20 protein-coding genes are annotated in these 25269 nt (G+C 72.0%); 6 read left to right on the top strand and 14 right to left on the bottom strand.

Annotated features, from left to right (window positions below; genetic code table 11):
- Positions 1-88: 88 nt before the first annotated feature.
- Positions 89-2014 carry a pyridoxal phosphate-dependent aminotransferase gene (locus tag QNO07_RS12190; protein ID WP_283991829.1) on the top strand — a complete coding sequence of 642 codons (1926 nt, stop codon included), beginning with the start codon at positions 89-91 and terminating at the stop codon, positions 2012-2014.
- An 83-nt stretch (positions 2015-2097) separates the two neighbouring features.
- Here the strand turns inward: QNO07_RS12190 and QNO07_RS12185 are convergent, their stop codons facing one another.
- Genes QNO07_RS12185 through QNO07_RS12175 form a run of 3 tightly spaced genes read right to left on the bottom strand, consistent with a single transcriptional unit; the run spans position 2098 to position 3301 of the window.
- Positions 2098-2592, bottom strand: coding sequence for a hypothetical protein (locus QNO07_RS12185; protein WP_283991827.1), 495 nt, complete (start codon positions 2590-2592; stop codon positions 2098-2100).
- A gap of 58 nt (positions 2593-2650) precedes the next feature.
- Positions 2651-2791: a hypothetical protein gene (locus QNO07_RS12180; protein ID WP_283991825.1), complete on the bottom strand. Its 141-nt coding sequence runs from the start codon at positions 2789-2791 to the stop codon at positions 2651-2653.
- Positions 2792-2806: 15 nt separating this feature from the next.
- Positions 2807-3301: a cupin domain-containing protein gene (locus QNO07_RS12175; RefSeq protein ID WP_283991824.1), complete on the bottom strand. Its 495-nt coding sequence runs from the start codon at positions 3299-3301 to the stop codon at positions 2807-2809.
- A gap of 154 nt (positions 3302-3455) precedes the next feature.
- Between QNO07_RS12175 and QNO07_RS12170 the strand changes: the two genes are divergently transcribed.
- Positions 3456-4238: a hypothetical protein gene (locus QNO07_RS12170; RefSeq protein ID WP_283991823.1), complete on the top strand. Its 783-nt coding sequence runs from the start codon at positions 3456-3458 to the stop codon at positions 4236-4238.
- 125 nt (positions 4239-4363) lie between these two features.
- Here QNO07_RS12170 and QNO07_RS12165 read toward each other — a convergent pair whose 3' ends face one another.
- From QNO07_RS12165 to rpsA, 4 genes are all read right to left on the bottom strand, one after another.
- Positions 4364-4747: a tetratricopeptide repeat protein gene (locus QNO07_RS12165; RefSeq protein WP_283991822.1), complete on the bottom strand. Its 384-nt coding sequence runs from the start codon at positions 4745-4747 to the stop codon at positions 4364-4366.
- A gap of 120 nt (positions 4748-4867) precedes the next feature.
- Positions 4868-5461 (bottom strand): dephospho-CoA kinase, encoded by a 594-nt coding sequence (gene coaE, locus QNO07_RS12160; protein ID WP_283991821.1) that lies wholly within the window; start codon positions 5459-5461, stop codon positions 4868-4870.
- Positions 5462-5486: 25 nt separating this feature from the next.
- Entirely contained in the window at positions 5487-6437 is a 951-nt protein-coding gene (locus QNO07_RS12155; protein ID WP_283991820.1) for a PAC2 family protein, read from the bottom strand.
- A 252-nt stretch (positions 6438-6689) separates the two neighbouring features.
- Positions 6690-8222 (bottom strand): 30S ribosomal protein S1, encoded by a 1533-nt coding sequence (gene rpsA / locus QNO07_RS12150; RefSeq protein WP_283991818.1) that lies wholly within the window; start codon positions 8220-8222, stop codon positions 6690-6692.
- Positions 8223-8695: 473 nt separating this feature from the next.
- Here rpsA and QNO07_RS12145 point away from each other — a divergent pair, with 473 nt between their 5' ends.
- Both QNO07_RS12145 and hrpB read left to right on the top strand, forming a co-directional pair.
- Complete coding sequence (locus tag QNO07_RS12145; protein ID WP_283991817.1) at positions 8696-9583, top strand: class I SAM-dependent methyltransferase; 888 nt, start codon at positions 8696-8698, stop codon at positions 9581-9583.
- Positions 9584-9671: 88 nt separating this feature from the next.
- Complete coding sequence (gene hrpB, locus QNO07_RS12140; RefSeq protein WP_283991816.1) at positions 9672-12230, top strand: ATP-dependent helicase HrpB; 2559 nt, start codon at positions 9672-9674, stop codon at positions 12228-12230.
- 78 nt (positions 12231-12308) lie between these two features.
- On the opposite strand, the gene QNO07_RS12135 is transcribed toward hrpB, so the two are convergent.
- Together QNO07_RS12135 and polA are read right to left on the bottom strand one after the other, a co-directional pair.
- Positions 12309-13706, bottom strand: a complete 1398-nt coding sequence (locus QNO07_RS12135) for a lytic transglycosylase domain-containing protein (protein WP_283991815.1) — start codon at positions 13704-13706, stop codon at positions 12309-12311.
- Positions 13707-13930: 224 nt separating this feature from the next.
- Positions 13931-16642 (bottom strand): DNA polymerase I, encoded by a 2712-nt coding sequence (polA, locus tag QNO07_RS12130; protein ID WP_283991814.1) that lies wholly within the window; start codon positions 16640-16642, stop codon positions 13931-13933.
- A 101-nt stretch (positions 16643-16743) separates the two neighbouring features.
- On the opposite strand from polA, the gene QNO07_RS12125 reads away from it, so the two are divergent.
- On the top strand, positions 16744-19029 hold the full coding sequence (locus QNO07_RS12125) for an FdhF/YdeP family oxidoreductase (protein ID WP_283991813.1): 2286 nt from the start codon (positions 16744-16746) through the stop codon (positions 19027-19029).
- A gap of 79 nt (positions 19030-19108) precedes the next feature.
- A complete protein-coding gene (locus QNO07_RS12120) occupies positions 19109-19582 on the top strand; it encodes a PaaI family thioesterase (RefSeq protein WP_283991812.1) in 474 nt (157 codons plus the stop codon).
- 112 nt (positions 19583-19694) lie between these two features.
- Here the strand turns inward: QNO07_RS12120 and QNO07_RS12115 are convergent, their stop codons facing one another.
- From QNO07_RS12115 to QNO07_RS12095, 5 genes are all read right to left on the bottom strand, one after another.
- On the bottom strand, positions 19695-20462 hold the full coding sequence (locus QNO07_RS12115) for an ABC transporter ATP-binding protein (protein ID WP_283991811.1): 768 nt from the start codon (positions 20460-20462) through the stop codon (positions 19695-19697).
- Complete coding sequence (locus QNO07_RS12110) at positions 20459-21442, bottom strand: ABC transporter ATP-binding protein (RefSeq protein ID WP_283991810.1); 984 nt, start codon at positions 21440-21442, stop codon at positions 20459-20461. Before QNO07_RS12110 ends, QNO07_RS12115 begins: the two co-directional genes overlap by 4 nt.
- Positions 21439-22800, bottom strand: coding sequence for a branched-chain amino acid ABC transporter permease (locus QNO07_RS12105; protein ID WP_283991809.1), 1362 nt, complete (start codon positions 22798-22800; stop codon positions 21439-21441). The genes QNO07_RS12110 and QNO07_RS12105 overlap by 4 nt, the downstream gene beginning before the upstream one ends.
- Positions 22797-23720, bottom strand: a complete 924-nt coding sequence (locus tag QNO07_RS12100) for a branched-chain amino acid ABC transporter permease (RefSeq protein WP_283991808.1) — start codon at positions 23718-23720, stop codon at positions 22797-22799. Before QNO07_RS12100 ends, QNO07_RS12105 begins: the two co-directional genes overlap by 4 nt.
- Positions 23721-23884: 164 nt before the next feature.
- Positions 23885-25039 (bottom strand): branched-chain amino acid ABC transporter substrate-binding protein, encoded by a 1155-nt coding sequence (locus QNO07_RS12095; protein ID WP_283991807.1) that lies wholly within the window; start codon positions 25037-25039, stop codon positions 23885-23887.
- Positions 25040-25269 lie beyond the last annotated feature (230 nt).

The raw sequence follows: 25269 nt of genomic DNA, 5'->3' as shown, positions 1-25269 counted from the left end.
CACCGACTGAACACATCGGCGGTGCGCCGCGTATACCGGGTGAGGACCCACCGCGGGCCGCGCGGTTCGCACCACAGGAGGCACTGTCTTGACTGTCGCCGTCGGCAACGCGCTCGACCTCTTCAGCACCGCCGGGGCGCACAGCCCCTCGCTGTTCGCCCTCAACCGGGCAGCCCGGCAGGCCTCCGGTGGTTCGGCGAGCGGTGCGGGGCTGGTCGACTTCTGCATCCCCTGCAACCCGTACTTCCCCACGCCGGAGATGTTCGACGAGTTGATGATGCGGATGCGGGAGATCCTCACGTACTACCCGAGCAGCACCGACACCATCACCGACCGCCTCTGCGCCACGCTCGGCCTCAACCCGCGCACCGTCGCCATGGGCAACGGCTCCACGGAGCTGATCACCTGGATCGACCACCTGCTGGTCCGGGACTCGCTGGCCGTCCCGATCCCCACCTTCGGCCGCTGGACCGACCAGCCGATGGAGACCGGCAAGCGGGTGGACATGTTCGTGCTGCCCGAGCAGGCCGGCTTCGCCCTGGACCCGGCCGCGTTCGTCAACTTCGTCCGGCTGCGCGGCTCGCGGACCGCGGTGATCTGCAACCCCAACAACCCGGACGGCGGCTATCTGCCGCGACAGGCCGTGGTCACCATGCTGGACGCTCTCGTGGACCTCGATCTGGTCGTCGTCGACGAGTCCTTCCTCGACTTCGTCGACGCGGAGGCGTGGCCCAGCGTCGTCGAGGAGGCGGTGCTGCGGCCCAACGTCGTGGTGCTGCGCAGCCTCGGCAAGAACTTCGGGCTGCACGGGGTCCGCTTCGGCTACATGGTCGCCAACCCGGGCCTGGCCGCCCGCATCCGCGACAACCTGCCCAAGTGGAACCTCAACTCCTTCGCCGAGGCGGTGGTGTTCATGCTGTCCGAGCACCAGCAGGAGTACGGGGAGAGCCTGCAACGGGTCAGCTGGGACCGGCAGGAGATGTACCGGCAGCTGCGTACGCTGCCCGGCCTGACCGTCTACCCCTCGCAGGGCAACTTCCTCTTCGTGCGGCTCCCCGACGGCGCGGACGGCGTGGTGCTGCGCAACCGCCTGCTCGCCGAACACGGCGTGCTGATCCGCGAGTGCGGCAACAAGCTGGGCAGCAGCAGCCAGTTCCTGCGCCTGGTGGTGCGTCAGCAGGCGGACGTCGGCAGGCTCCTCACCGGCCTCAGCCAGGTGCTGTACGGCAGTGAGTGGTACGCGCCCGCACCTCCCGAGCAGCTTCAGCCGGCCGCGCCCGCGCAGCTGCCTCCGGCATCGCAGCCCATGCTGACGGCAGGCCCGCAGGCGCCGTCCCAGTCCACGGCCGGCCTCTACCTGCCCACCCAGTACGCGCCCACCCCGCAGCCAGCCCCGCAGCTCGCGCCCCAGCCCGCCGCGTACGCCCCCGCGCCCGCCGGCCCGGCACCGTCCTACCCGTCCTCCCCCTACCCCGCGCCCGGCTACGCGGGGGGCACCGGCTACTCCGGAGGGACCGGCTACTCCGGGAATACCGGCTACTCCGGTGGTGCCGGGTGGCCGACGGCCGGCTACGCGGCGCCCGGGGCTCCTTCGGAGCAGTACACCGGTCTCCAGCCGGGAGCGGGGGGGCCGGAGTACCTCACCGGCCCGCTTGCGCCCGGCCCGGACCCTGCCTTCTCGGCCCCCCAGCAGCAGTTCCAGAACCAGGCCCCCCAGCAGTCACAGCAACTCCAGCAAGCACAACAGGCACAGCCGCAGCAGCAACAACAGCAGGCTTACGTGCCGCAGGGGCCGGATCAGAGTTTCGGTCAGGGCGTGCCCTCTCCCGCTCCGGAGCAGAGCGTCCCCGCGGTGGAACTCACCACCCCGTTGGAGGCCGTGCCCCCGGCCGGTTCCGGGCCGGCGGGCTCCGGCCCCTCCTCCGGGGGTCAGAACAGCGGCTCGGACTCGGTCGCGCCCAACGCGGCGCAGAACCTCACCCATCTGCCGGCCCCGGTGCTGCTGGCCAGGTGACCCCCTGCCCTCCCCCATCCGCCGCCCCGCAGCCGCGCCTGCACCGGCCGGGGGCGGAGGAACGGGCGACTTCGTCCGGCGGGTCAGTCCGCCGGGCGCGCCTCATGGCCCGGCGCGCCGGGCGTGCGCCGGGTCTCCTTCATCTCCGCCTCGAACAGGTGCCTGCGGCCGCCGACCAGCTCGCCCCGCAGGTGCTCCTCGGCGTCCTTGAAGGTGCGGTAGTAGTCGTCGTCGTACTGCTCGACGATCTGGAAGGTCCACCGGCCCGGCAGTACGTTCCGCCCCACGAGGTCCCGCTCCAGCCGGTCGGCGGCCTCCTCGTGGCCGGCCTCCCGCAGCAGGTCCACGGCCTCGCCCAGCTTCAGGTCGGCGCCGCCGGTGAGCTGGTGGAAGCTGTACAGGTGCCCGCGAGCCCGCTCGGTCGTCTCCAGAGCCTCCGAGAGCGCGCCGAGGGCCTTCACCGTGGTGTCCGAGACGCCGGGCGGGCGCTGGTGGGCGGGCGCGGGCCGGTCGGCGGACGCCGAAGGCGCGTCGGTGGGCTGTGCGGCGGCTCGTGCGCCGGGCTGCGTGTGGTCCATCCCCGGCGGGTGCCCGAAAACCCCGGCCCGCACCTGCCGTCTGCAACCCCGCGTCGAGTCAGGTGAGTAGCCGCACCAGCGCGCGATCGAACGTCGACAGCGCCGCATCCGAACCGGAGACGCCTTCCGAGCTGCGCATCCGACGAGCGGGGATCGCCACCTTCCTGCTGGATGAAAGGACGGCAGGGGCAGTGGACACGCCGGCATCGTGTGTTCACTCCTCCTCCCGCCCGCCGGCATCCGCAACCGGCACGTCCACCGACAAGGGGCTTCCTTCGGGCACGAAGTAGGTGACGTAGAGCTCGACGGGGTCCGTGCCGAGGTTACGGGCCCGGTGCAGGTGGGCGCGTCCGGCTGGTTCCAGGATGGTGCTGCCAGGTCCGCTGACCTCCACAGTGCCCTCGCTCAGTGTGCGCGTCAGGGTCCCGGAGCTGACCACGCCGATCACCGGGCCGGGGTGGTAGTGCCATTCCGTGCTGCCGCCGGGTTCGATGGTGACCCGGCTCATCGTCACGTCGACCCGGCCGGGGGCCAGTATGGTCACCGCCTCCCCGGAGGTTCCCGTCGCCAGCTGCTCCGCGGTGACACCCCTGCCGGAACCACCGGTGACGGACGGAGCGCCCATGGCCGGGGACTGCCCGCATCCACCGGTGAGCTCAGGTCTGCGCTTGCGGCCCGCTCGCCGCGTGTCCTGAGTGCTGTCGTTCATCCGCCCCGCCCTTCGCCGCATGCCTCACCACAGCCGAGCACCTTGGTGGTTCAACCCTCAACGGAGACCGAACCGCCGTCACGGTACCCGCTGACGCCGCGTCAGCACGCTAAATCCCTTTCCCGCAGGGTGAGTCGGCGTGGACGCTGGTCGCATGGTGAGTCATTTCGGGGCTATCGGGCTCGAGGTCAGCAGCCGGGAGGAGTACGAGGACCTGCTGCGGCGGCTGTACGCCCTCGGCGCGAGCGACGACGCGGGCGGAGGCGCCACGAGGACGGTGTGGACCGGGTCCGGCGGGGCCCGGGTCGAGATGGAGGTCAACGGTGAGGGCGCGCTGACCCATGTGCTGCCGTGTCTTGTCCCCGGAGGCCGACCGGTCCCGGTGCGCGGCATCGCGCTGGCGTCGGACGGGACCGCGCACATGGAACTGCTCGACGCGCCCGGCGGCGAGTCGGTGTGCCCGCTGCCCGTCGAACTGACGGACCGGGTCGAGCTGCGCGGTCTGCGATCCCCGCCGGTGGAGGGCGCGCTGCGGCTCAGCGCCCTGGCGGAACACCTCACGGTGTTCCCCGACGAAGCCGCCTACGAGGCGGCGCAGGCCGACCGGGAGATGAAGTTCGCCTCGCACTACCTCGTCCCCGCCGGGCTGTTCCGCCCGGACGACGCCGAGGCCGGATGGCTGCCCACCGCGCACGCACTGTTCGCGGGAGAGGTGGTCGCCGTGCGACGCACGGAGAGCGACCTCACCGGGGAGGTGTTCCACCGGCTGCGGGTGCGGACGCTCGCTGACACGGAGATCGACGTCGCGGCGGCCGACGTACAGCTCGACCACCGGCGTCCGGCCGTCGGGAACTGGGTGGACGGTTCCTTCTTCCTCACCGGCACCCTGGGCCTGGGCACCGCTCCGGTGCCGGACGCTTCAACCCCGGCGGAGTGAGCCGGGGAGCCGCCCTGAACCGGTGATCCGGACGTCGGACGACGGATGTCCGGTAGGCCGCGCGGCCTACCGGACATCCGTCGAGCGTGTGCCGGGACGCCGTCCCGGGGCGGTGGAGGGGGGACTCAGCCGACGGCTGCGTCCGTCCCGGGACCGTCGAAGTCGGCCGCGTCCCAGAAGTCGGGGCGGGGGTCGAGCGCGGCGGCAAGCCGGAAGTGCCGCTTGGCCTCGTCGGGACGGCCGGCCCGCTCCAGGGTCCTGCCGAGCGCGAAGTGGGCGAAGGCGTTGTCGGGCTCGCGTTCCAGAACCACCTGGAACTCCTGCTCGGCGGAGCGCAGCTGGGCGCCGAGGAAGAACGCCCGAGCCCGCAGCAGGCGGGCGGCGGTGTTCTCGGGGTGGGCGGCGACGACCGGGTCGAGCAGCTTCAGCGCGCCGCGGGGGTCCCTGGCGGCGAGCAGGTGCTCGGCCGCGCGGAAACCGATGATGTGCGTCTCGGGCGTGCGGGACATGAGTGCCTCCTCTGGCGGGGACAACGCCGCCACCCGGGCATGCATTCCCGCCGCATCACGCGGCCACGCCGGCACACCCGTTCCCGGCCCTGCCGCACGCCTGGGCGGTGGCGGCCAGAGTCAGGCGGTGGCGGCCAGGCGCCGCCAGACGTCGAGTACCTGCGGTTCCAGGGCGTCAAGCGGCCCGTCGTTGTCGATGACCAGATCGGCCACGGCCAGTCGCTGCTCGCGGTCGGCCTGGGCCGCCATCCTGGCCCGGGCGTCCTGCTCGGACATGCCGCGCAGCCGCACCAGGCGGTCCAGCTGCGTCGCGGGCGACGCGTCGACCACCACAACCGTGTCGAACAGCGGCGCGAGGCCGTTCTCGGTCAGCAGCGGCACGTCGTGCACGACGACCGCGTCCTCTCCGGCCGCCTCCTCCAGGGCTGCGGACAGCTCCGCCACCCGCGGGTGCACGATGGCGTTCAGCGCGGCGAGGCGCTGCGGGTCGCCGAACACCACCCGGCCGAGTGCCGCCCGGTCGATGCCGCCGTCCGCCTGGAGGACGTCCGTGCCGAACTCGGCGACGACCGCGGCGTGCCCGGGGGTCCCGGGCGCGACCGCCTCACGTGCGAGGCGGTCGGCGTCGATGACCAGCGCGCCCAGTTCGCCCAGCCTGCGGGACACCTCGCTCTTGCCCGCCCCGATACCACCTGTCAGCCCGACTTTCACCATGCCGCCCAGCCTACGGGCCGGTGGTTCAGGTTCCGGACTCGCCGTCCTGCTCACGGTCGGCGAGGAACCGTTCGAAGACCTCACCCAGCTCCTCGGCGGACGGCAGCTCACTGGCCTCCGCGACGAGGCTGCCCCGACTGGCGGCACCCGCCACGGCGTCGTACTGCTGCTCCAGGCCGCGGACGACGGAGACCAGTTCCTCGTCGCCCTCGGCGAGTTGGCGTTCGATCTCGTTCTGCGCCCGGTGGGCCTCGTTGCGCAGGTCGTGGGTGACGCCGGGAAGGACCAGGCCCGTGGCCGAGGTGATGGCCTCCACGGTGACGAGTGCGGCGTCCGGGTACGCCGAGCGCGCGATGTAGTGCGGCACATGGGCGGCGATGCCGAGCACGTCATGGCCCGCCTCGGAGAGCCGCAGCTCGGTGAGTGCCGCGGCGCTACCCGGTACGGCGGCCTCGTCGAAGAGGCCGGGGCCGCTCGGGACCAGCTCGGCGCGGTTGCCGTGCGGTGTCAGGCCGACCGGGCGGGTGTGCGGTACGCCCATGGGGATGCCGTGGAAGGTGACGGAGAGCCGCACGCCGAGCCGTTCCACGACCTCCCGCACGGCGGCCGTGAACAGCTCCCACTCGACATCCGGCTCGGGGCCGGACAGCAGCAGGAACGGCACGCCCGCGGCGTCGCGCAGCAGGCTCAGCTCCAGTCGCGGCGCCTCGTAGGCGACCCACCGGTCGCGACGGAACGTCATCAGCGGACGCCGCGCGCGGTAGTCGACGAGGCGGTCCGCGGCGAACCGGGCGACGACCTGCGGACTGGCCGCGTCGGTGAGCCGCTCCACGATCTGCTCGCCGGTGGCGCCCGCGTCGATGAACCCCTCGAAGTGGTAGAGCATCACGAGCCCGGCACCGACCCCGTCGTCGATGATCTCGTCCACCGCGCGGAGCCCGGCCGGCTCCCATTCGTACAACTCGTGCGGTTTCACTGGTGCCGCCCCTCTTGATCGACTGCGTCCGGAACAACGTCCGTGATCCCCTGCGCATTCCCCGAGGGGCGCTGACGGTGCACACGACCTGCCCCGGTTTCCCGGAGATCCACATCGTGGCGTACATCCGGGCCGGTGTCCGCGCCTTGGTCGAGCAGGGCCCTGCCGGAGACGGGCATGACGAAGGGCCCGCCCCCCGTTACCGGGGGACGGGCCCTCTGCCGTCACAGGCAGGCCGTCAGGGGCAGAGCGTCAGCTCTGGCCGCCGGCCAGCTTCTCGCGGAGTGCGGCAAGCGCCTCGTCGGAGGCGAGCGCACCGGCGTCGTCGGCCGACTCCGAGGAGTACGAACCGCCGCCGCCACCGCCGCCGCCCTGGCTGCTGCTGCTGCCGCCGCCCTGCGGGGCAGCCGCACCCGGGGTGACACCCTCGGCCTCGGCCTGGGCGTCCGCCTCGCGGGACTTGACGACCTGCGCCTGGTGCTGCTCGAAGCGGGTCTGCGCCTCGGCGTACTGGCGCTCCCACTCCTCGCGCTGCTTCTCGTAGCCCTCGAGCCAGTCGTTGGCCTCGGGGTCGAAGCCCTCGGGGTAGATGTAGTTGCCCTGGTCGTCGTAGGACGCGGCCATGCCGTAGAGGGTCGGGTCGAAGTCGACCGCCATCGGGTCGGCACCGAAGGACTCGTTGGCCTGCTTCAGCGAGAGGCTGATGCGACGGCGCTCGAGGTCGATGTCGATGACCTTGACGAAGATCTCGTCGTTGACCTGGACGACCTGCTCCGGGATCTCCACGTGACGCTCGGCCAGCTCGGAGATGTGGACCAGGCCCTCGATGCCCTCGTCGACGCGGACGAACGCACCGAACGGCACCAGCTTGGTGACCTTGCCGGGGACGACCTGGCCGATCTGGTGGGTCCGGGCGAACTGCTGCCACGGGTCTTCCTGGGTCGCCTTGAGCGACAGGGAGACGCGCTCGCGGTCCATGTCGACGTCCAGGACCTCGACCGTGACCTCCTGGCCGACCTCGACAACCTCGGAGGGGTGGTCGATGTGCTTCCAGGACAGCTCCGAGACGTGCACGAGGCCGTCGACGCCACCCAGGTCCACGAACGCACCGAAGTTGACGATCGAGGAGACGACGCCGGACCGCACCTGGCCCTTCTGCAGGGTGGTGAGGAAGGTCTGGCGCACCTCGCTCTGCGTCTGCTCCAGCCAGGCACGGCGGGACAGGACCACGTTGTTGCGGTTCTTGTCCAGCTCGATGATCTTGGCCTCGAGCTCCTTGCCCACGTAGGGCTGGAGGTCGCGGACACGACGCATCTCGACCAGGGAGGCGGGGAGGAAGCCGCGGAGGCCGATGTCGAGGATGAGACCACCCTTGACGACCTCGATGACGGTTCCGGTGACGATCCCGTCCTCTTCCTTGATCTTCTCGATCGTGCCCCAGGCGCGCTCGTACTGGGCGCGCTTCTTCGAGAGGATCAGGCGGCCTTCCTTGTCCTCCTTCTGGAGGACGAGGGCCTCGATCTCGTCACCGACGGCGACGACCTCGTTGGGGTCGACGTCGTGCTTGATCGACAGCTCGCGGGAAGGGATGACGCCTTCGGTCTTGTAACCGATGTCGAGCAGGACCTCGTCCCGGTCGACCTTCACGATGACGCCGTCGACGATGTCGCCGTCGTTGAAGTACTTGATCGTCTCGTCGATCGCGGCGAGGAAGTCTTCCTCGGAACCGATGTCGTTTACCGCAACCTGCGGGGTGGCCACGGTGGTCTCGGTGCTGCTCGTCATGTGGTAAAGGGCTCCGGTACGGACAGGAAGTCGTAGGTACTGCTACGCCGTGAGCCCTTATCGCACCGCCGAAGCCAGACAGCATGGGAGGCGTGTCTCTTCTAGCGTGGCTAGATCGGAACCGCCTCGACAACCGAGGGGACATACAACAGATGCGAGCGCGACCTGCTCGGTCTGAGGCGCGCAGGCCCGCAGCGCAACTTGTAGCATACGGACGAAGCCAGGCAGGGTCAATGCGCATCTGGACGCACGCGGGGCGAAAAGCCCCGTACCCGGCCAAGCGATGCCGAGTAGACCCCGGCACGCCCGTAACCACAAGGTTTTGCGCCAAGCTTACGCCAGAGGTCGGCCGACGGACACACCGCCCGGCACATTGCCCGCGGTGTGTCCGCCGACCGGTTCCGCGGCGACCACCGCGCGTCGGTCCGTACGGTGGTCCACCGGACGTTTCCCCGCACGGCAGAACAGGTCACATGACGCCACCCCAGTCGCCGCCCGAGCCCGACGGCCTGCCCGGCACAGTGCCCGGCCCACAGTCCGGCCCACAGTCCGTGGTCGCCGCGGACGCCGATCCGGACGCCGTCCGGCGTCGCGCGGGCGCCGCCCAGAGCAGCCGGGCCAGCCGGAGCTGGTGGGACCGCAACGCGGACGAGTACCAGAACGAGCACGGCGGCTTCCTCGGCGACGACCGCTTCGTGTGGGGTCCCGAGGGTTTGGACGAGGAGTCGGCCCGCCTGCTGGGCGACCCGGCGGAGCTGGCCGGGCGCCGGGTACTGGAGATCGGCGCCGGGGCAGCCCAGTGCGCCCGCTGGCTGGCGGCCCGCGGCGCGCTGCCGGTGGCGCTCGACCTCTCCCACCGCCAGCTCCAGCACGCCCTGCGCATCGGCGCGGACGGCCTGGGCCTGGTCCAGGCCGACGCGGGCGCGCTGCCGTTCGCCGACGGCTCCTTCGACCTGGCGTGCTCCGCGTACGGCGCGGTGCCCTTCGTCGCGGACCCGGTGGCGGTCTTCCGGGAGGTGCACCGGGTGCTGCGGCCGGGCGGCCGGTGGGTGTTCTCCGTGACGCACCCGATCCGCTGGGCGCTGCCCGACGAGCCCGGCCCCGACGGGCTGACGTTCACCGCCTCCTACTTCGACCGCACGCCGTACGTGGAACAGGACGAGCAGGGCCGGGCGGTCTACGTCGAGCACCACCGCACGCTCGGCGACCGGGTCCGGGACGTCGTGGCCGGCGGCTTCCGGCTGGTCGACCTCGTCGAGCCGGAGTGGCCGGCGTGGAACACGCAGGAGTGGGGCGGCTGGTCCCCGCTGCGCGGCGCACTGGTTCCCGGCACCGCGATCTTCGTCTGCGCGCGCGACTGATCCCGCCCCGGCGCCCCTCCCGGCCCCTGCCCCGGCCCCGGCCCCGGGCGGCGCCGGGACGGCGGGCGGGCGCTGGGAGGATGGGCGGGTGACCCTGCGAGCCGACGCCCTCGAACGCCTTCCCGTCCGCTCCTCGCTGCCGGAGCTGCGCGCCGCGCTGGACAGCCGGGGCGCGGTGGTGCTGCACGCCCCGCCCGGCACCGGCAAGACGACACTGGTGCCGTTGGACCTGGCCGGACTGCTGGAGCCCGGAGCCCCCCGGCGCCGGGTGCTGGTGGCCGAACCCCGGCGGATGGCCGCCCGGTCCGCAGCGCGGCGGATGGCCTGGCTGCTGGGTGAGCGCACCGGCGAGTCGGTGGGGTTCACGGTCCGGGGCGAGCGGCAGGTCGGGCCGCGGACGCGGGTGGAGGTGGTCACCACCGGGGTGCTTCTGCAGCGTCTCCAGCGCGACCCGGAGCTGCCCGGCGTGGACGTGGTGCTGATGGACGAGTGCCACGAGCGGCACCTGGACGCGGACACGGCGCTGGCGTTCCTGGTGGACGTGCGCGCGGCCCTGCGGCCGGAGCTGGGTGTGGTCGCCGCGTCCGCGACGGCGGACAGCACGTCGTGGGCCCGCCTGCTCGCGGCCGGCGAACCGGACGGGCCGGAGACGGACGGGCCGGAGACGGACGGGCGGGTGCCGGTGGTGCACGGCACCGGCGGCGCGCATCCGGTGGACGTGCGGTACGCCCCGCCGCCGGGCACGGTACGGCCCGCGCACGGCATGCGGGTGGACCCGGCGCTGCTGCGGCACGTCGCGGCGACCGTGCGGCGGGCGCTGGCGGAGTCACCGACCGGGGACGTGCTGTGCTTCCTGCCCGGCGTGGGCGAGATCGGCCGCACCGCAGGACTGCTGGCGGACGTCGACGCGGAGGTGCTGCCGCTGCACGGGCGGACCCCGGCGGCGGTGCAGGACGCGGTGCTGGCCGGCGGTGGCGGTGCGCGGCGGCGGGTGATCCTGTCCACCTCGGTCGCCGAGTCGAGCCTGACCGTGCCGGGCGTGCGCGTCGTCGTGGACTCCGGGCTGGCCCGGGAGCCGCGCACCGACCACGCGCGGGGCCTGGGCTCGCTGACCACCGTGCGGGTGTCGCTGGCCGGCGCCGCGCAGCGCACCGGCCGGGCGGGTCGGGAGGCACCGGGTGTGGCGTACCGGTGCTGGGCGGAGGCGGAGGACGCGACCAGGCCGCGCTTCCCCTCGCCGGAGATCCTGGTGGCCGACCTGACCGCGTTCGCGCTCCAGGCGGCCTGCTGGGGAGATCCCGGGGCCGGCGCGCTTGCGCTGCTGGACGCACCGCCGCAGGGCGCGATGACGGCTGCCCGGGAGGCGCTGTCCGCGGTCGGGGCGGTGGACGGCGACGGGCGGGCCACCGGACGCGGCACCGGCATGGCGCGGCTGGGGCTGCACCCGCGGCTGGCGCGGGCACTGCTGGACGGTGCCGCGCTGGTGGGTCTGCGGACGGCGGCGGAGGTGGTGGCGCTGCTGAGCGAGGAGCCGCCGCGGGAACTGGGCGACGACCTGGGCGAGGCGCTGCGGGCCGTCCGGCGCGGCGGACGGGAGGGGTACGCGGGCCGGTGGCGGCGGGAGGCCGACCGGCTGCGGTCGGCGGCCTCCGGTGCCGTGCCCGAGACCCCGCCCGGCGGGGCGGCGACCGGGGCGGGCTCGGCAGCCGGGGCGGAGCCGGCGGGGCTGCTGGCGGCACTGGCGTATCCGGAGCGGGTCGCCCGGGCGCTCGGCGGTGACACCTACCTGATGGCGTCCGGAACGCGGGCGGACTACCGGGGTGAGGAGCCGTGGATCGCGGTGGCCGTCGCGGACCGGCCGACGGGTGCGGCGGGTGCGCGGGTCCGCCTGGCCGCGCCGGTCGACGAGGCGACGGCCCGGCTGGCGGCGTCCGCACTGTACCGGGAGGGCGTCGAGGTGCGGTGGGATTCCGGGCGCCGCGCGGTGGCGGCCCGTCGGGTGACGCGGCTGGGCGCGGTGGAGCTGTCCTCCCGGCCGTGCCATGACCCGCCGCCGGAGCTGGTGCGGTCGGCGCTGCTGGAGGCGCTGCGCAAGGAGGGCCTGGAGCTGCTGGGCTGGCCGCCGGCGGCCGTGGCGCTGCGGCGGCGCATGGCCTTCCTGCACGCCGCGCTGGGCGAGCCCTGGCCGGACGTGTCCGACGAGGCGCTGCTGGACCGGGCCGACTCGTGGCTGGCCGGCGGGCGGCCGGGATCGGTGGACACCGTGGCGCTGCTGCGCGGCCTGCTGCCCTGGGCGGGCGGTCAGGCGTCCCGGCTGGAGGAGCTGGCGCCGGAGCGGATCGAGGTGCCGTCCGGGTCGCGGGTGCGGATCGACTACGACGGCCCGCAGCCGGTCCTGGCGGCGCGCCTGCAGGAGCTGTTCGGCTGGACCTCGACACCGCGGCTGGCGGACGGCCGGGTGCCGCTGCTGGTCCACCTGCTGTCGCCGGCGGGTCGCCCGGCCGCGGTGACCGCCGACCTGGAGTCCTTCTGGCGGGACGGCTACCGCTCGGTCAGGGCGGAGCTGCGCGGCCGCTACCCCCGGCACGCGTGGCCGGAGGACCCGACCACGGCACAGGCCACCCGGCGGGTGGCTCCCCGCCGCTGACCCGCTCCGACCCGGCGGGCGCCGCCGTCCACCGCGGCGCCCCGGGCCGGGTGCGGATCAGCCCAGGATGCGCGCCGCTCAGCCCAGGATGCGCGCCGCCAGGGCGGCGAGGCTGCGGCTCACGGACGGGGTGGCCGACGGACGGGCGCCGTCCGCCTGCTCCGGTCCGCCGTCCTTGCCCTCGCCGTCCGCGGTGTTCTCGGTGTCGGCGTTCTCCTCCTCGGCGCAGGGGTCGACCGGTTCCTCCGGATCGTCGGTGGTCGTGGGGGACGGCGACGGTCCGGTGGCGGTCGGCGTGGGTGCCGGGGTGCGTGTCGGGGTGGGAGTGGGGCTCGGGGAACCGGTGACGCTGTCCGAGGGCGTCGGCGAAGCGGTCTCGGTGGGGCACTCGGCCGGCGGGTCGGTGGGGTCGGTGGGCTTGGTGGTCGGAGCGGGGCGGGTGGGCCGTCCGGTGGGCTTGGTGGGCTTGGTGGGGCTCGCGGTGGGGGCGGGCCGCGTCGGCGGGTGCGTGGGCCGGAAGCTGGGCAGCGGCGACTTCGTGGCGGAAGCGGTGGGCTTCGGCCGGGAGGTCGGGGTGCCGACCGTGCCGGGGGCGGGCTTGGCGGCCGTCGCCCTATCCGAAGGCGCCTTGCCGGAGGGCTTCTTGGGCGCGGTCGAGCCGGGAGGTGTACTCCCGGCGGACGTGCCGGTCGAGGGCTGGGCGGGCTTGGTGCTGTTGCCGGCACCGGGCGTGTCCGGCAGCACGCCGGAGCCGTCCGGTACCTCGTGTGTGCCCTTGCGGTAGAACTCCAGCCAGGAGAGCACGGTGTTGAGGTACTCGCGGGACCGGTTGTAGCTGAGGACGGCACGTTCGAGGTCTGCCGGGCGGGACAGGTCGCGGTTGCCGGCGCACAGGTAGCGGGCGGCGGCGAGCGCTGCGTCGTGGATGTTGTTGGGGTCCTTGCGGCCGTCGCCGTTGCCGTCGGCACCCCACGTCGCCCAGGTGGACGGGATGAACTGCATCGGGCCCACCGCGCGGTCGTGGGTGGAGTCCCCGTCGTACCTGCCGCCGTCGGTGTCCTTGATGAGGGCGAAGCCGTTGCCGTCGAGCACCGGGCCGCGGATGGGCTTGAGCGTGTTGCCGGCCGCGTCGAGCGCGCCGCCGCGGGCCTGCCCGGACTCCACCTTGCCGATGGCGGCGAGCAGTTGCCACGGCAGGTTGCAGCCGGGCTGCTCGGCGCGCAGGGTGCGCTCGGCCTTCTTGTAGGCGGCGAGCACGGTCGCCGGTATGCCGGACTCGGCCGGTCCGGTGACCACCGGGCCGTCGGAACCACCCGGCCCCTCGGGGCCGTCGGGCGTCAGGAGCGGGGGCAGTTCGGTGTGGTAAGGCGAGTCGCCGTCGGCGGGGTGCTGGGAGCCGGCGGAGGGGTCGGTTCTGTCCTCGCCGGGCTGCGTCAGGTTGATGCCGGGCGCCTGCGAGGCGGTCAGGGCCACCATGGTGGCCGCCGCTACCGCTGACGTCGATATTCCCCGGCGAATCCTGCGTGCCGTACGAGCCGCCATCCCCGTCGTCCCCTCCCGCGTTGTGTCCGGTCGGACGCCGTCCGCTTCCCCTGCGGACGCAACGTTGGTGACCTTACGACAAGCGCTGGCCCGCGGTCACCCCGCCCCGCGCCGGAGTGGGCGGAAAGTCGCCTCCGCCCACTCCGGTTGGGGTGGTGTCAGTGTGCGGCGGACTCCCAGTCGGGCCCGGAGCCGACCGACACGTCGAGCCGCGCGCGGAGTTGCACCGCGCCCGCCATCTCCCGGCGGACCAGCGCCTCGACCTTCTCGCGCTCCCCCGGCGCGATCTCCAGCACGATTTCGTCGTGCACCTGGAGCAGCATGCGGGAGGTGAGCTGCTCCTCCCGCAGTGCGCTGTCCACCCGCAGCATGGCGATCTTGACGATGTCGGCGGCGGTGCCCTGGATGGGCGCGTTGAGCGCCATGCGCTCGGCCATCTCGCGGCGCTGCCGGTTGTCGCTGCTGAGGTCGGGCAGGTAGCGGCGGCGGCCCAGCATGGTCTGGGTGTAGCCGACGGCCCGCGCCTCCTCCACCGCCCGGTGCAGGTAGTCGCGCACGCCGCCGAACCGCTCGAAGAAGGTGTCCATCAGGCGGCGGGCCTCGTCGGCGGCGATGTTGAGCTGCTGGGAGAGGCCGAAGGCGGACAGGCCGTAGGCGAGGCCGTAGGACATCGCCTTGATCTTCCGGCGCATCTCCGGGTCGACCTGCTCCTTCTCCACGGAGAACACCTGCGAGGCGACCGTGGTGTGCAGGTCCTCACCGGAGGTGAACGCCTCCAGCAGGCCCTCGTCCTCCGACAGGTGGGCCATCACGCGCAGTTCGATCTGGCTGTAGTCGGCCGTCATCAGCGACTCGTAGCCCTCGCCCACGACGAAGCCGCGGCGGATCGCGCGTCCCTCGTCGGTGCGCACCGGCACGTTCTGCAGGTTGGGGTCGGTCGAGGACAGCCGGCCGGTGGCGGCGACCGTCTGGCTGAAGGTGGTGTGGATGCGGCCGTCGGCGCCGATCGTCTTGATCAGGCCCTCGACGGTGGTCCGCAGCTTGGCCTGCTCGCGGTAGCGCAGCATGAGCACCGGCAGCTCGTGCTCGGTCTGCGCGGCGAGCCAGGCGAGCGCGTCGGCGTCGGTGGTGTAGCCCGTCTTCGTCTTCTTCGTCTTGGGCAGGCCCAGTTCGCCGAACAGGACCTCCTGGAGCTGCTTGGGCGACCCCAGGTTGAACTCGTGGCCCACCGAGGCGTGCGCCTCCTGCACGGCCTGCTGCACGGCTGCGGCGAACTGCTGCTCCAGGCCCGTCAGCCACTCGCGGTCGGCGGCGATGCCGGCCCGTTCCATCCGGGCCAGCAGTGCGGACGTCGGCAGCTCCATGCCGTGCAGCAGCTCCCCCGCACCGACGTCGGCCAGGCGGCCGGTGAAGGCGTCGGCGAGGTCGAGGATGCTGCGGGCGTGGCCCATCAGCGCGTCGGCCTCGGCGGCGTCGTCGGCGCCCAGCGCCAGCTGGCCGCTGCCCTCGGCGGGGCGCGGCAGCTCCCGTCCGAGGAACTCCACGCTCAACGCGTCCAGCGCGAAGCTGCGGCGGCCCGGCTGCACCAGGTAGGCGGCGAGCGCGGTGTCCATGGTGACGCCGTCGAGCTGCCAGCCGTGCTCGGCGAAGACCCGCAGCACGGCCTTGGCGTTGTGCAGGACCTTCGGCCGGTCGGCGTCGGCGCACCAGGCGGCGAAGGCGCGCTCGTCGGACTCGTCCAGCTCGGCCGGGTCGAACCAGGCGGCGGGGCCCTCGGCGGTGGCGAGCGCCACCTCGCCCACCCGGCCGGCGCCGAGCTTCCAGTCGTCGACGGTGGCAAGCCCGAGCGCGGTCCCGGCGTGCTCTGCCAGCCAGGGCGCCAGTTCGCCGGTGCCGAGCACCGTGCCGTCCACCTCGACGCCGCCGGCCGGCTCGACCTCCTGGTCGGCCGCGCCCGGGTCGGCGGCGAACAACCGCTCGCGGAAGTTGGAGTTGCGGAACTCCAGGGCGTCGAGCGCCACCGTCAGGGCGTCGCGGTCGTAGGGGGTGCGGACCAGGTCCTCGGGCAGGCAGTCCAGCGCGACGTCGCGGACCATCTCGGTGAGGCGGCGGTTCAGGCGGACCGCGTCCAGATGGGCGCGGAGGTTCTCGCCCGCCTTGCCCTTGACCTCGTCGGCGCGCTCGACCAGCGCGGCGAACGAGCCGAACTGGGTGATCCACTTGGTGGCCGTCTTCTCCCCGACCCCGGGAATGCCCGGCAGGTTGTCGGACGGGTCGCCGCGCAGCGCGGCGAAGTCCGGGTACTGGCTGGGCGAGAGGCCGTACTTCTCCTGCACCTTCTCCGGGGTGAAACGCGTCAGCTCCGACACGCCCTTGGTGGGGTAGAGCACCGTGACCTGGTCGGAGATGAGCTGGAAGGAGTCGCGGTCGCCGGTGACGATCGACACCTGGAAGCCCTCGGCCTCCGCCTGCGTGGCCAGGGTGGCGATGACGTCGTCGGCCTCGAAGCCGTCGATCGCGAAGCGCTTCACCCGCATGGCGTCCAGCAGCTCGCCGATCAGCTCGACCTGGCCCTTGAACTCGTCCGGGCTCTTGCTGCGGTTCGCCTTGTACTCCGGGTACTCCTCGCTGCGCCACGTCTTGCGGGAGACGTCGAAGGCCACCGCGAAGTGGGTGGGAGCCTCGTCGCGCAGCGTGTTCGCCAGCATCGAGGCGAAGCCGTAGATCGCGTTGGTCGTCTGGCCCGTGGTGGTGGAGAAGTTCTCCGCGGGCAACGCGAAGAACGCCCGGTAGGCGAGGGAGTGCCCGTCCATGAGGAGCAGGCGGCGCGGGCTCTCGGATGCTGTGTTGAGCGATGCTGTCTTGGCCACGTCCCGATCCTCCCATGCCGCACCGACAGCAGGACTCGAGCCGCGGTCCACCAGCCGCTGCGGCATCCCCGCCGGCCGCCCGACGTGGCACGATCGACGGTATGAAGCGCACCCCGCGAACCCCGCCCAGTGGCGATCCGGTCCAGGACGCGCCCGAGGTCGGCGCCCCGCAGCACTCCGCCGCCGGGCTGCCCGCCATCGGCCACTCGATGCGCATGGCGCACGAGCAGATGGGGGTGCGGCGCACCGCTCTCACCCTGCTGCGGGTCAACCAGAAGGACGGCTTCGACTGCCCTGGCTGCGCCTGGCCGGAGCCGGAGAAGCGGCACACGGCGGAGTTCTGCGAGAACGGCGCGAAGGCGGTCGCCGAGGAGGCGACGCTGCGCCGCGTCACACCGGCGTTCTTCGCCGAGCATCCGGTGGCCTCGCTGGCGGAGCGGTCCGGCTACTGGCTGGGGCAGCAGGGCCGGCTGACCGAGCCGATGTACCTCGCGGAGGGTGCCGAGCACTACACGCCGGTGGGCTGGGACGAGGCCCTGGGCATCGTCGCCGAGGAGCTGCGGGCGCTGGACTCGCCGGACGAGGCCGTGTTCTACACCTCCGGCCGCACCAGCAACGAGGCGGCCTTCCTCTACCAGTTGATGGCCCGCGAGTTCGGCACCAACAACCTGCCGGACTGCAGCAACATGTGCCACGAGTCCTCCGGCTCGGCGCTGACCGAGACCATCGGCGTCGGCAAGGGCAGCGTACTGCTGGAGGACCTCCACCAGGCGGAGCTGATCATCGTCGCCGGGCAGAACCCGGGGACCAACCACCCGCGGATGCTGACCGCGCTGGAGAAGGCCAAGGGCAACGGCGCGAAGATCATCACGGTCAACCCGCTGCCCGAGGCGGGCATGGAGCGGTTCCGCAACCCGCAGCGGCCCGGCGGCCTGGCCGGGTCGGGGACGGCGCTCACGGATCTGTTCCTCCAGATCAGGCTGGGGGGCGACCAGGCGCTGTTCCGGCTGCTCAACAAGCTGGTGCTGGAGAGCGAGGGCGGCGTCGACGAGAAGTTCGTGCGCACCTTCACGCACGGCTTCGAGGAGTTCGCCGAGGCGGCCCGCTCGGGCATCGGCTGGGAGGAGGCGCTGCGCGCCACCGGCCTGGACCGCGGCGACGTGGAACGGGCGCTGCGCATGGTGCTCGCGTCGAAGCGCACGGTGGTGTGCTGGGCGATGGGACTCACCCAGCACAAGCACGCCGTGGCGACGATCCGCGAGGTGGTCAACTTCCTGCTGCTGCGCGGCAGCATCGGGCGCCCGGGGGCGGGTGTGTGCCCGGTGCGCGGGCACAGCAACGTGCAGGGCGACCGCACGATGGGCATCTTCGAGCGTCCGTCGCCGGAGTTCCTGGACGCGCTGGAGCGGGAGTTCGACTTCGCGCCGCCGCGGGAGCACGGCCTGGACACGGTCCGGTCGATCCGCGCGCTGCGGGACGGGCAGGCCAAGGTCTTCGTGGCCATGGGCGGCAACTTCGTGTCGGCGTCGCCGGACACCGCCGTCACCGAGGACGCGATGCGCCGGGCCAGGCTGACCGTGCACGTGTCGACGAAGCTGAACCGCTCGCACGTGGTGACGGGCGCGCGGGCGCTGATCCTGCCGACGCTGGGCCGCACCGAGCGGGACCGGCAGGCGGGCGGCGACCAGTTCGTCACCGTCGAGGACTCCATGGGCATGGTGCACGCCTCCCGCGGGCGGCTGCAGCCAGCGGGCCCGCTGCTGCTGTCGGAGCCGGCCATCGTCAGCCGGCTGGCACGGCGGGTGCTGGGGGCGCGGAGCCGCACGGAGTGGGAGGAGTTCGAGCGCGACTACTCGGCGATCCGGGCGCGCATCGCGGCGGTGGTGCCCGGCTTCGAGGACTTCGAACGGCGGGTGTCGCGCCCGGGCGGGTTCACGCTGCCGCACCCGGCACGGGACGGTCGGCGCTTCCCCACCAGCACCGGGCTGGCGCACTTCACCGCGGCGCCGGTGGAGTACCCGCAGGTCCCGCCGGGGCGGCTGCTGCTCCAGACGCTGCGGTCGCACGACCAGTACAACACCACGATCTACGGGCTCGACGACCGCTACCGGGGCATCACCGGGGGCCGCCGGGTGGTGCTGGTGCACCCGGACGACGCCGCCGCCCTGGGCCTTGCGGACGGCGACTACGCGGACCTCACCAGCGAGTGGCGGGACGGCACGGAACGCACCGCGCCCGGTTTCCGCGTGGTGCACTACCCGACCGCCCGGGGGTGCGCCGCCGCCTACTACCCGGAGACGAACGTGCTGGTGCCGCTGGACGCGACGGCCGACGGCAGCAACACCCCCGCCAGCAAGTCGGTGGTGATCCGCCTCACCCGGAGCTGAGCGCTCGCTCAGCCGGATGGTATGACGTTCCGGGCGGCACCCGTCCGCCCGTCAGCGAACCGATTTGGAGCCGCGTCCCATGGGCGAGAAGACCACCACACAGTTCCCGCCGGAGATCATCGAGCAGTGGGCCGACCTCGGCGTGGACCTGCACGCCCTGTTCTCGGCCGGCAACCTGGGGACGCGCATGGGCCTGAGGGTCCTGGAGGCGTCAGCCGAGCGGGTGGTGGGCACGCTGCCGGTGGAGGGCAACACCCAGCCCTACGGGCTGCTGCACGGCGGTGCCTCGGCGGTGCTCGCGGAGACGCTGGGCTCGGTCGGCGCGATGCTGCACGGCGGCCCGGGCCGGATCGCGGTCGGCGTCGACCTGAACTGCACGCACCACCGCGGCCTGCGGTCCGGCCTGGTCACCGGTACCGCGACGCCCGTGCACCGGGGCCGCACAACGGCCACCTACGAGGTGGCCGTCACCGACGAGCAGGGCCGGCGGGTGTGCAGCGCGCGCCTGACCTGCCTGCTGAAGGACGCCACCCCCGAGGCCGACCGGGCCTGACGGTCCCGACGGGCCGGTCCGCCCCCAAGCGGCGCCGGGAAACGCGAACGTGCCGGTGCCGGGGACCTCGTCGTCCCCGGCACCGGCACGTCGCCGTCCGGTCGCCCGGCGGTTATCCGGCGCCCTCACCGAGGTACGCGGCGCGCACCCGCGGGTCGGCCAGCAACGAGGACGCCTCGTCGCTCATCGCCACCGCGCCCGTCTCCAGCACGTAGCCGCGGTCGGCGAGCTGGAGTGCCTGGGCCGCGTTCTGCTCGACCAGGAGCACGGTGGTGCCCTGCTCGTTGATCTCCCGCAGGATCTCGAAGATCTGCTGGACGATCAGCGGCGCGAGCCCCATGGACGGCTCGTCGAGCAGCAGCAGGTCCGGCTTGCCCATCAGGGCCCGGCCGATGGCGAGCATCTGCTGCTCACCGCCGGAGAGCGTGCCGCCCAGCTGGTTGCGGCGTTCACCGAGCCGCGGGAACAGGGTGTAGACCCGGTCCATCTCCACCGCGTCCGGCGACTTGAACCGGTACGCGCCCATCTCCAGGTTCTCCCGGACCGTCATCCGGGCGAACACCCGGCGGCCCTCGGGGACGTGGCCGATCCCGAAGTTCACCAGGTCGTGCGACTTGATGCCGTCGATGCGCTCGCCGCGCAGCAGCACCTGCCCCTCGCGCGGCGCCAGCATGCCCGACGCGGTCCGCAGTGTGGTCGACTTGCCGGCGCCGTTGGCGCCGAGCAGGGCGACGACCTCACCCTGGTGGACCTTCAGGTTGATGCCCTTCAGCGCCTCGATGGCGCCGTAGAACACCCGCAGGTCACGCAGTTCGAGCAGGGGCTCGCCGGTCTGCGCGGCGCTCCCCGCATCCTTCGTCAGCTCCGTGCCGCTGCTCATGCGCGCTCCTCCCCGGACGTGTCGTCCTTCGTACCGCCGGACGTGGTGTCCTTCGGGGAATCCACCGCGGGACCGTCCGCAGTGGCGGCCTGCGACGCCTCCAGGGCGGCGGCGGCCTCGGCCACGGCCGCGGTGTCCTCCTCGGACGCCGCGCCGAGGTAGGCCTCGACCACGGCACGGTCCTGCTGGACGTGCGACGGCGAGCCCTCGGCGATCTTCTTGCCGAAGTTCAGCACCATGACCCGGTCTGCGACCGACATCACCAGGCGCATGTCGTGCTCGATGAGCAGCACGCTGATGCCCAGTTCCCGGTTGATCCGGCGGATCAGCTCCTCCAGTTCGAGCTTCTCCGTCGGGTTGGTGCCCGCGGCAGGCTCGTCCAGCAGCAGTACCTGCGGGTCGGTGGCCAGGGCCCGGGCGATCTCCAGGCGCCGCTGGTCGCCGTAACTGAGCGCGCCGGCCAGCTCGTTGATCTTGTCGACCAGGCCGACGAACGTCAGTACGTCGTGCGCCTTGCGGTCGCTGTCGCGTTCCGCCCTGCGGGCGTTGGGCAGCCCCAGCATGATCGACACCGGTCCCGACCGCAGCCGGGTCTCGGCGGCGATCTTGACGTTCTCCAGTGCCGTCAGCGCTCCGAAGAGGCGGATGTTCTGGAAGGTGCGGGCCACGCCGAGCCTGCTGACCAGGTGCGGCTTGCGGCCGCGCAGCTCGTGCTCGCCGCCGTCGGCGGGACGGTAGGTGATCCGTCCCTCCTGCGGGGTGTACGCGCCGGTCAGCGAGTTGAACAGCGAGGTCTTGCCCGCGCCGTTCGGGCCGATGACCGCCAGGATCTCGCCGCGCCGCATACGCAGTTCGACGTTGTCCAGGCTGGTCACGCCGCCGAACCGCAGCGTCACGCCGGCCGTCTCCAGGACCAGGTCGCCGCTGTCGGCCGAGGGCCGGCCCGCGTCCCGGCCTTCCTTGCTCACCTCGGTCGTCATGACAGCTTGCCTCCTGCCGGGCCGGTCATCGCGTCGGCCTCGCCGGTGCCCGCCTCGGCCATCTTCAGCTCACGCTGCCGACGCTTCGACGGGAGGACACCCTGCGGACGGTAGATCATCATGATCACCAGCAGCGCGCCCAGGTACATGTAGCGGTCCTTGGGGTCGACCCAGTCGCGCAGGTACTCCGGCAGCCAGACCAGGAAGGCCGCGCCGAAGAGCACACCGGGGATCGAGCCCATGCCGCCGAAGATCACGTACGCCAGCACCAGGATGGAGAACAGCACGATGAAGTTCTCCGAGTTGATGTAGCCGGTCTTGCTCGCGTAGGCGACTCCCGCCACTCCGGACGTGGAGGCGCCGATGGCGAAGGCCATCAGCTTGTAGCGCACCGTGTCGACACCGGTGGCCGCCGCTGCGACCTCGTCCTCGCGGATCGCCGTCCACGCCCGTCCCACCTTGGAGTGCTCCAGGCGCAGGAAGAGGAAGACGACGACGGTCAGGATGACCAGCAGCAGCCAGTAGTACGGCATCGGGTCGAGCCGCCACTGGTAGCTCCAGAAGCCCAGGTCGAGGTGGAAGCGCTCGACCTTGACGCCGCTCGTGCCGCCGGTGAAGTTGTTGAGGTTCTTCGCCAGCAGGTAGACGATCTCGTGGAAGCCGAGGGTGACGATCGCCAGGTAGTCGCCGCGCAACCGCAGGGTCGGCGCCCCCAGCAGTACACCTGCGACCAGGCAGGTGAGCACCGCGACGGGGATGACCAGGAAGTTGTTGAGCTGCACCGGCGGGGCCACCGGCAGCGCGCCGGTCCAGAAGGCCGCGCTGTAGGCGCCGATCGCGAAGAACGCGATGAAGCCGAGGTCCAGCATGCCGGCCCAGCCGATGACCACGTTGAGACCGATGGCCAGCAGCAGGTAGATGGCGATCTGGTCGACGAGGACCGTCTGCCAGTACCGCTCGAAGGCCAGCGGCAGGAAAGCGGCGAGGGCGAGGAAGCCGAGCAGCATCAGCCAGCGCAGGCGCTGGTCGGACTGCAGCAGTCCGCGCACCTTCGCGACGGGGCCGCCGGCGACCTCCCGCGAGCGCCTCCAGGCCGCCGCGGTCTGCGGGGTGAGGAACTCGCGTCCCGCCCAGACCGCCACACCGAGGGCGAGCCAGATCCACAGCTCGGGACCGGTGAGGTTCTCCTTCGTGGCGTAGAAGAGGTCGCGGTGGGTGCCCTGCTCGCCGGTGACGAGCGTCATCAGCAGGGCCAGTGCCGCCATCGCGCCGAGTCGGCGCCAGCGCGGCTGGTGGTACCAGCGCACCGTGCGCAACTGTGCCGCCTTGCGGCTGCTCACTGCGGAGTCCGTGCTCATGCTGTCCTCCCCACGCGCTCGCCGAGCAGGCCGGTCGGGCGGAACATCAGGACGAGCACCAGTACGGCGAAGCCGGCGACGTAGCGCCAGTCGTCACCCCAGACGAAGACGGTGAGCGTCTCCACGATGCCCAGTAGCATGCCGCCGAGCATCGCGCCGCGCACGTTGCCGATGCCGCCGAGCACGGCGGCGGCGAACGCGGTGATGCCGGGCAGGAAGCCCATGGTGTAGTTGATCTTGTTGTTGACGCCGAACAGGAAGCCCGCCGCGCCGCCGAGCAGGCCGCCGATGACGAAGGTGCGCGAGACGACCTTGTCGATGTTGACGCCCATGAGCGAGGCGACCTCGGGGTCCTGGGCGACCGCCCGGATGCCCGAGCCGAGCTTGGTGCGGTTCACCACGTAGTCGAGCCCGACCATCATCGCCACCGCCGAGACGACGATGAGCAGCTGGGTGACGTTGAGCGTGGCGCCGAAGAGGGTGAACACCGTCTCGTTGGCGTACATGGACGGCATCGAGATGGAGTTGCGGCCGAACAGCTTGCCGGCGAGGTTGTACAGGAAGAACGAGGCGCCGATCGCGGTGATCAGGAAGACCAGGCGTGGCGCGTTGCGTCTGCGCAGCGGCCGGTAGGCCACCTTCTCCAGGCCGAACGCCACCGCGCCGCCGAAGGCCGCGCCGGCCAGCATGCCGACCACCACGTAGGTGGCGGACTGCAGCCCGGACGGTTCGGCCACCGGGACCCAGGCGGTGAGGACGATCAGGCCCCCGAAGCCGCCGAACATGAAGACCTCGCTGTGCGCGAAGTTGAGAAGCTGCAGCACCCCGTAGACCAGGGTGTACCCGATGGCGATGACGGCGTACAGACAGCCGAGCACCACCCCTAGGACCAGGTAGTCCCAGAGCTCGTAGAGGGACATCGAACTGACTTCCTTGTGGGAGCATGCCACCGCGCCGTGCGTTCGGCACCGGAGGGCGATGGGGAGCGGAACCCGGCGGGCGCGGAGCGCGTCATCCGCCGGTGAGACGCCGGCCGGCGCGGCGAAGGCCGCACCGGCCGGAGGGGACGTCCGGCGTCAGCCGGTCACTCACCCGTCAGTTCGTCGATGTTGCCCACGTACTCGATCTTGCTGTCCTTGACCTCGTACATGTAGATCGTCTGGTTGGTGAACTCACCCTTGTCGTCGAAGGAGAACTCCTTCGTCAGACCCTGGTACTTCACCTTCTTCAGCGACTCCAGCAGCGCCTCGTTGCTGACGTCGCCCTTCAGACCGGCGATCTCGGAGATGATCATGTTCGCCACGTCGTACGACTCGGCGGAGTACGTGCCAGGTGCCTGGTTGTACTCCTTCTCGTAGTTCTCGGCGAACTTCTTGGTCGCGTCCTCCTGCGTCGGGTCGGTGCAGGGGCAGGTGAGCTTCCAGCCGTTGGCCGAGTCGCCCGCGAGCTTCACGAACTGCATGTCGTTCGAGCCGTCACCGGAGACCTTGACGCCGTCGAAACCGGCCTCGTCCAGCTTCTTGGCGAACGGGCCCGCGTCCTCGTAGTAGCCCGCGTAGATCATGCCGTCGGCCTTGGTGTTGGCGACCTTCTTGGCGGCGGCGCTGTAGTCCGGGGTCTTCTGCGGGGCGCTCTGGCGGATCGGCTCGATGCCGGCGTCCTTCAGTGCCTTCTCCGCGACATCCGCGAGGCCAACGCCGTAGTCGGTCTTGTCGTCGACGACGACGACCTTCTTGGCGTCGGTGTTGTCCTTGAAGTACTTCGCCATTCCGGCGCCCTGCGCCGAGTCGTTCGGCACCGCGCGCAGGAAGGACTCGTAGCCCTTGGTGGTGAGGTCCGGACGGGTGGCGGAAGAGGTAACGGCCGGAATTCCGGCATCCGCGTAGAATTCCGCGGCGGTGTCGGCGGGGCCGGAGAAGGCAGGGCCGATGACGGCTATGACTTCCTCGTCAATCGCCTTCTGCGCGGCGGCGGTCGCCTTGTCGGGCTGGCCCTGGTCGTCAGCCGGGACGTATTCGATGGTGAAATCGTAGTCATCGGAGGCGTTGGCCTCGTCGATGGCCAGCTTGATGCCGTTCTCCATGTTCTCGCCCAGCTGGACGTTCTCACCGGAGAGCGGGCCCTGGAAGGCGATCTTGTACGTGTCGCCGTCGCCGCCGCTGTCGCTGCCGCAGCCGGTGAGCACCAAGGCTCCGACGGCCAACGGAACGGCCAGCCTCACGATGGTCTTGTTGAGCACTGTGGAACCCCCTGGATCCGGCCCAGAATGTGGCGAGCGCCGCAGTATCGGCGCCGCAAGCCGCACGTACGTACGTACGGCTGGACCGGAATCTATTGCTCAAACCACAGCTCAGATAGGGAATCCGACCAGATGTGATCGCCCTGTGACCTCTGCCATGTGCCGGAAACAGGACGCTCCTTACCGCTGAGCGAACTAACGAGGAAGATCCTTTGATCCGGCCCGCCATG

Source organism: Streptomyces sp. 549 (assembly GCF_030124175.1).
Classification (GTDB): Bacteria; Actinomycetota; Actinomycetes; order Streptomycetales; family Streptomycetaceae; genus Streptomyces.
Note: the sequence above shows the minus strand (reverse complement) of the source record. Positions and strands in the feature narration are given on the sequence as shown.

Excerpts from the sequence above, each read along its gene's own strand:
- QNO07_RS12185 (WP_283991827.1), bottom strand. The coding sequence starts at position 2,592 with ATGGACCACACGCAGCCCGGCGCACGAGCCGCCGCACAGCCCACCGAC.
- QNO07_RS12175 (WP_283991824.1), bottom strand. The coding sequence starts at position 3,301 with ATGAACGACAGCACTCAGGACACGCGGCGAGCGGGCCGCAAGCGCAGA.
- QNO07_RS12170 (WP_283991823.1), top strand. The coding sequence starts at position 3,456 with ATGGTGAGTCATTTCGGGGCTATCGGGCTCGAGGTCAGCAGCCGGGAG.
- QNO07_RS12165 (WP_283991822.1), bottom strand. The coding sequence starts at position 4,747 with ATGTCCCGCACGCCCGAGACGCACATCATCGGTTTCCGCGCGGCCGAG.
- coaE (WP_283991821.1), bottom strand. The coding sequence starts at position 5,461 with ATGGTGAAAGTCGGGCTGACAGGTGGTATCGGGGCGGGCAAGAGCGAG.
- rpsA (WP_283991818.1), bottom strand. The coding sequence starts at position 8,222 with ATGACGAGCAGCACCGAGACCACCGTGGCCACCCCGCAGGTTGCGGTA.
- QNO07_RS12145 (WP_283991817.1), top strand. The coding sequence starts at position 8,696 with ATGACGCCACCCCAGTCGCCGCCCGAGCCCGACGGCCTGCCCGGCACA.
- QNO07_RS12135 (WP_283991815.1), bottom strand. The coding sequence starts at position 13,706 with ATGGTGGCCCTGACCGCCTCGCAGGCGCCCGGCATCAACCTGACGCAG.
- QNO07_RS12125 (WP_283991813.1), top strand. The coding sequence starts at position 16,744 with ATGAAGCGCACCCCGCGAACCCCGCCCAGTGGCGATCCGGTCCAGGAC.
- QNO07_RS12120 (WP_283991812.1), top strand. The coding sequence starts at position 19,109 with ATGGGCGAGAAGACCACCACACAGTTCCCGCCGGAGATCATCGAGCAG.
- QNO07_RS12115 (WP_283991811.1), bottom strand. The coding sequence starts at position 20,462 with ATGAGCAGCGGCACGGAGCTGACGAAGGATGCGGGGAGCGCCGCGCAG.
- QNO07_RS12110 (WP_283991810.1), bottom strand. The coding sequence starts at position 21,442 with ATGACGACCGAGGTGAGCAAGGAAGGCCGGGACGCGGGCCGGCCCTCG.
- QNO07_RS12105 (WP_283991809.1), bottom strand. The coding sequence starts at position 22,800 with ATGAGCACGGACTCCGCAGTGAGCAGCCGCAAGGCGGCACAGTTGCGC.
- QNO07_RS12100 (WP_283991808.1), bottom strand. The coding sequence starts at position 23,720 with ATGTCCCTCTACGAGCTCTGGGACTACCTGGTCCTAGGGGTGGTGCTC.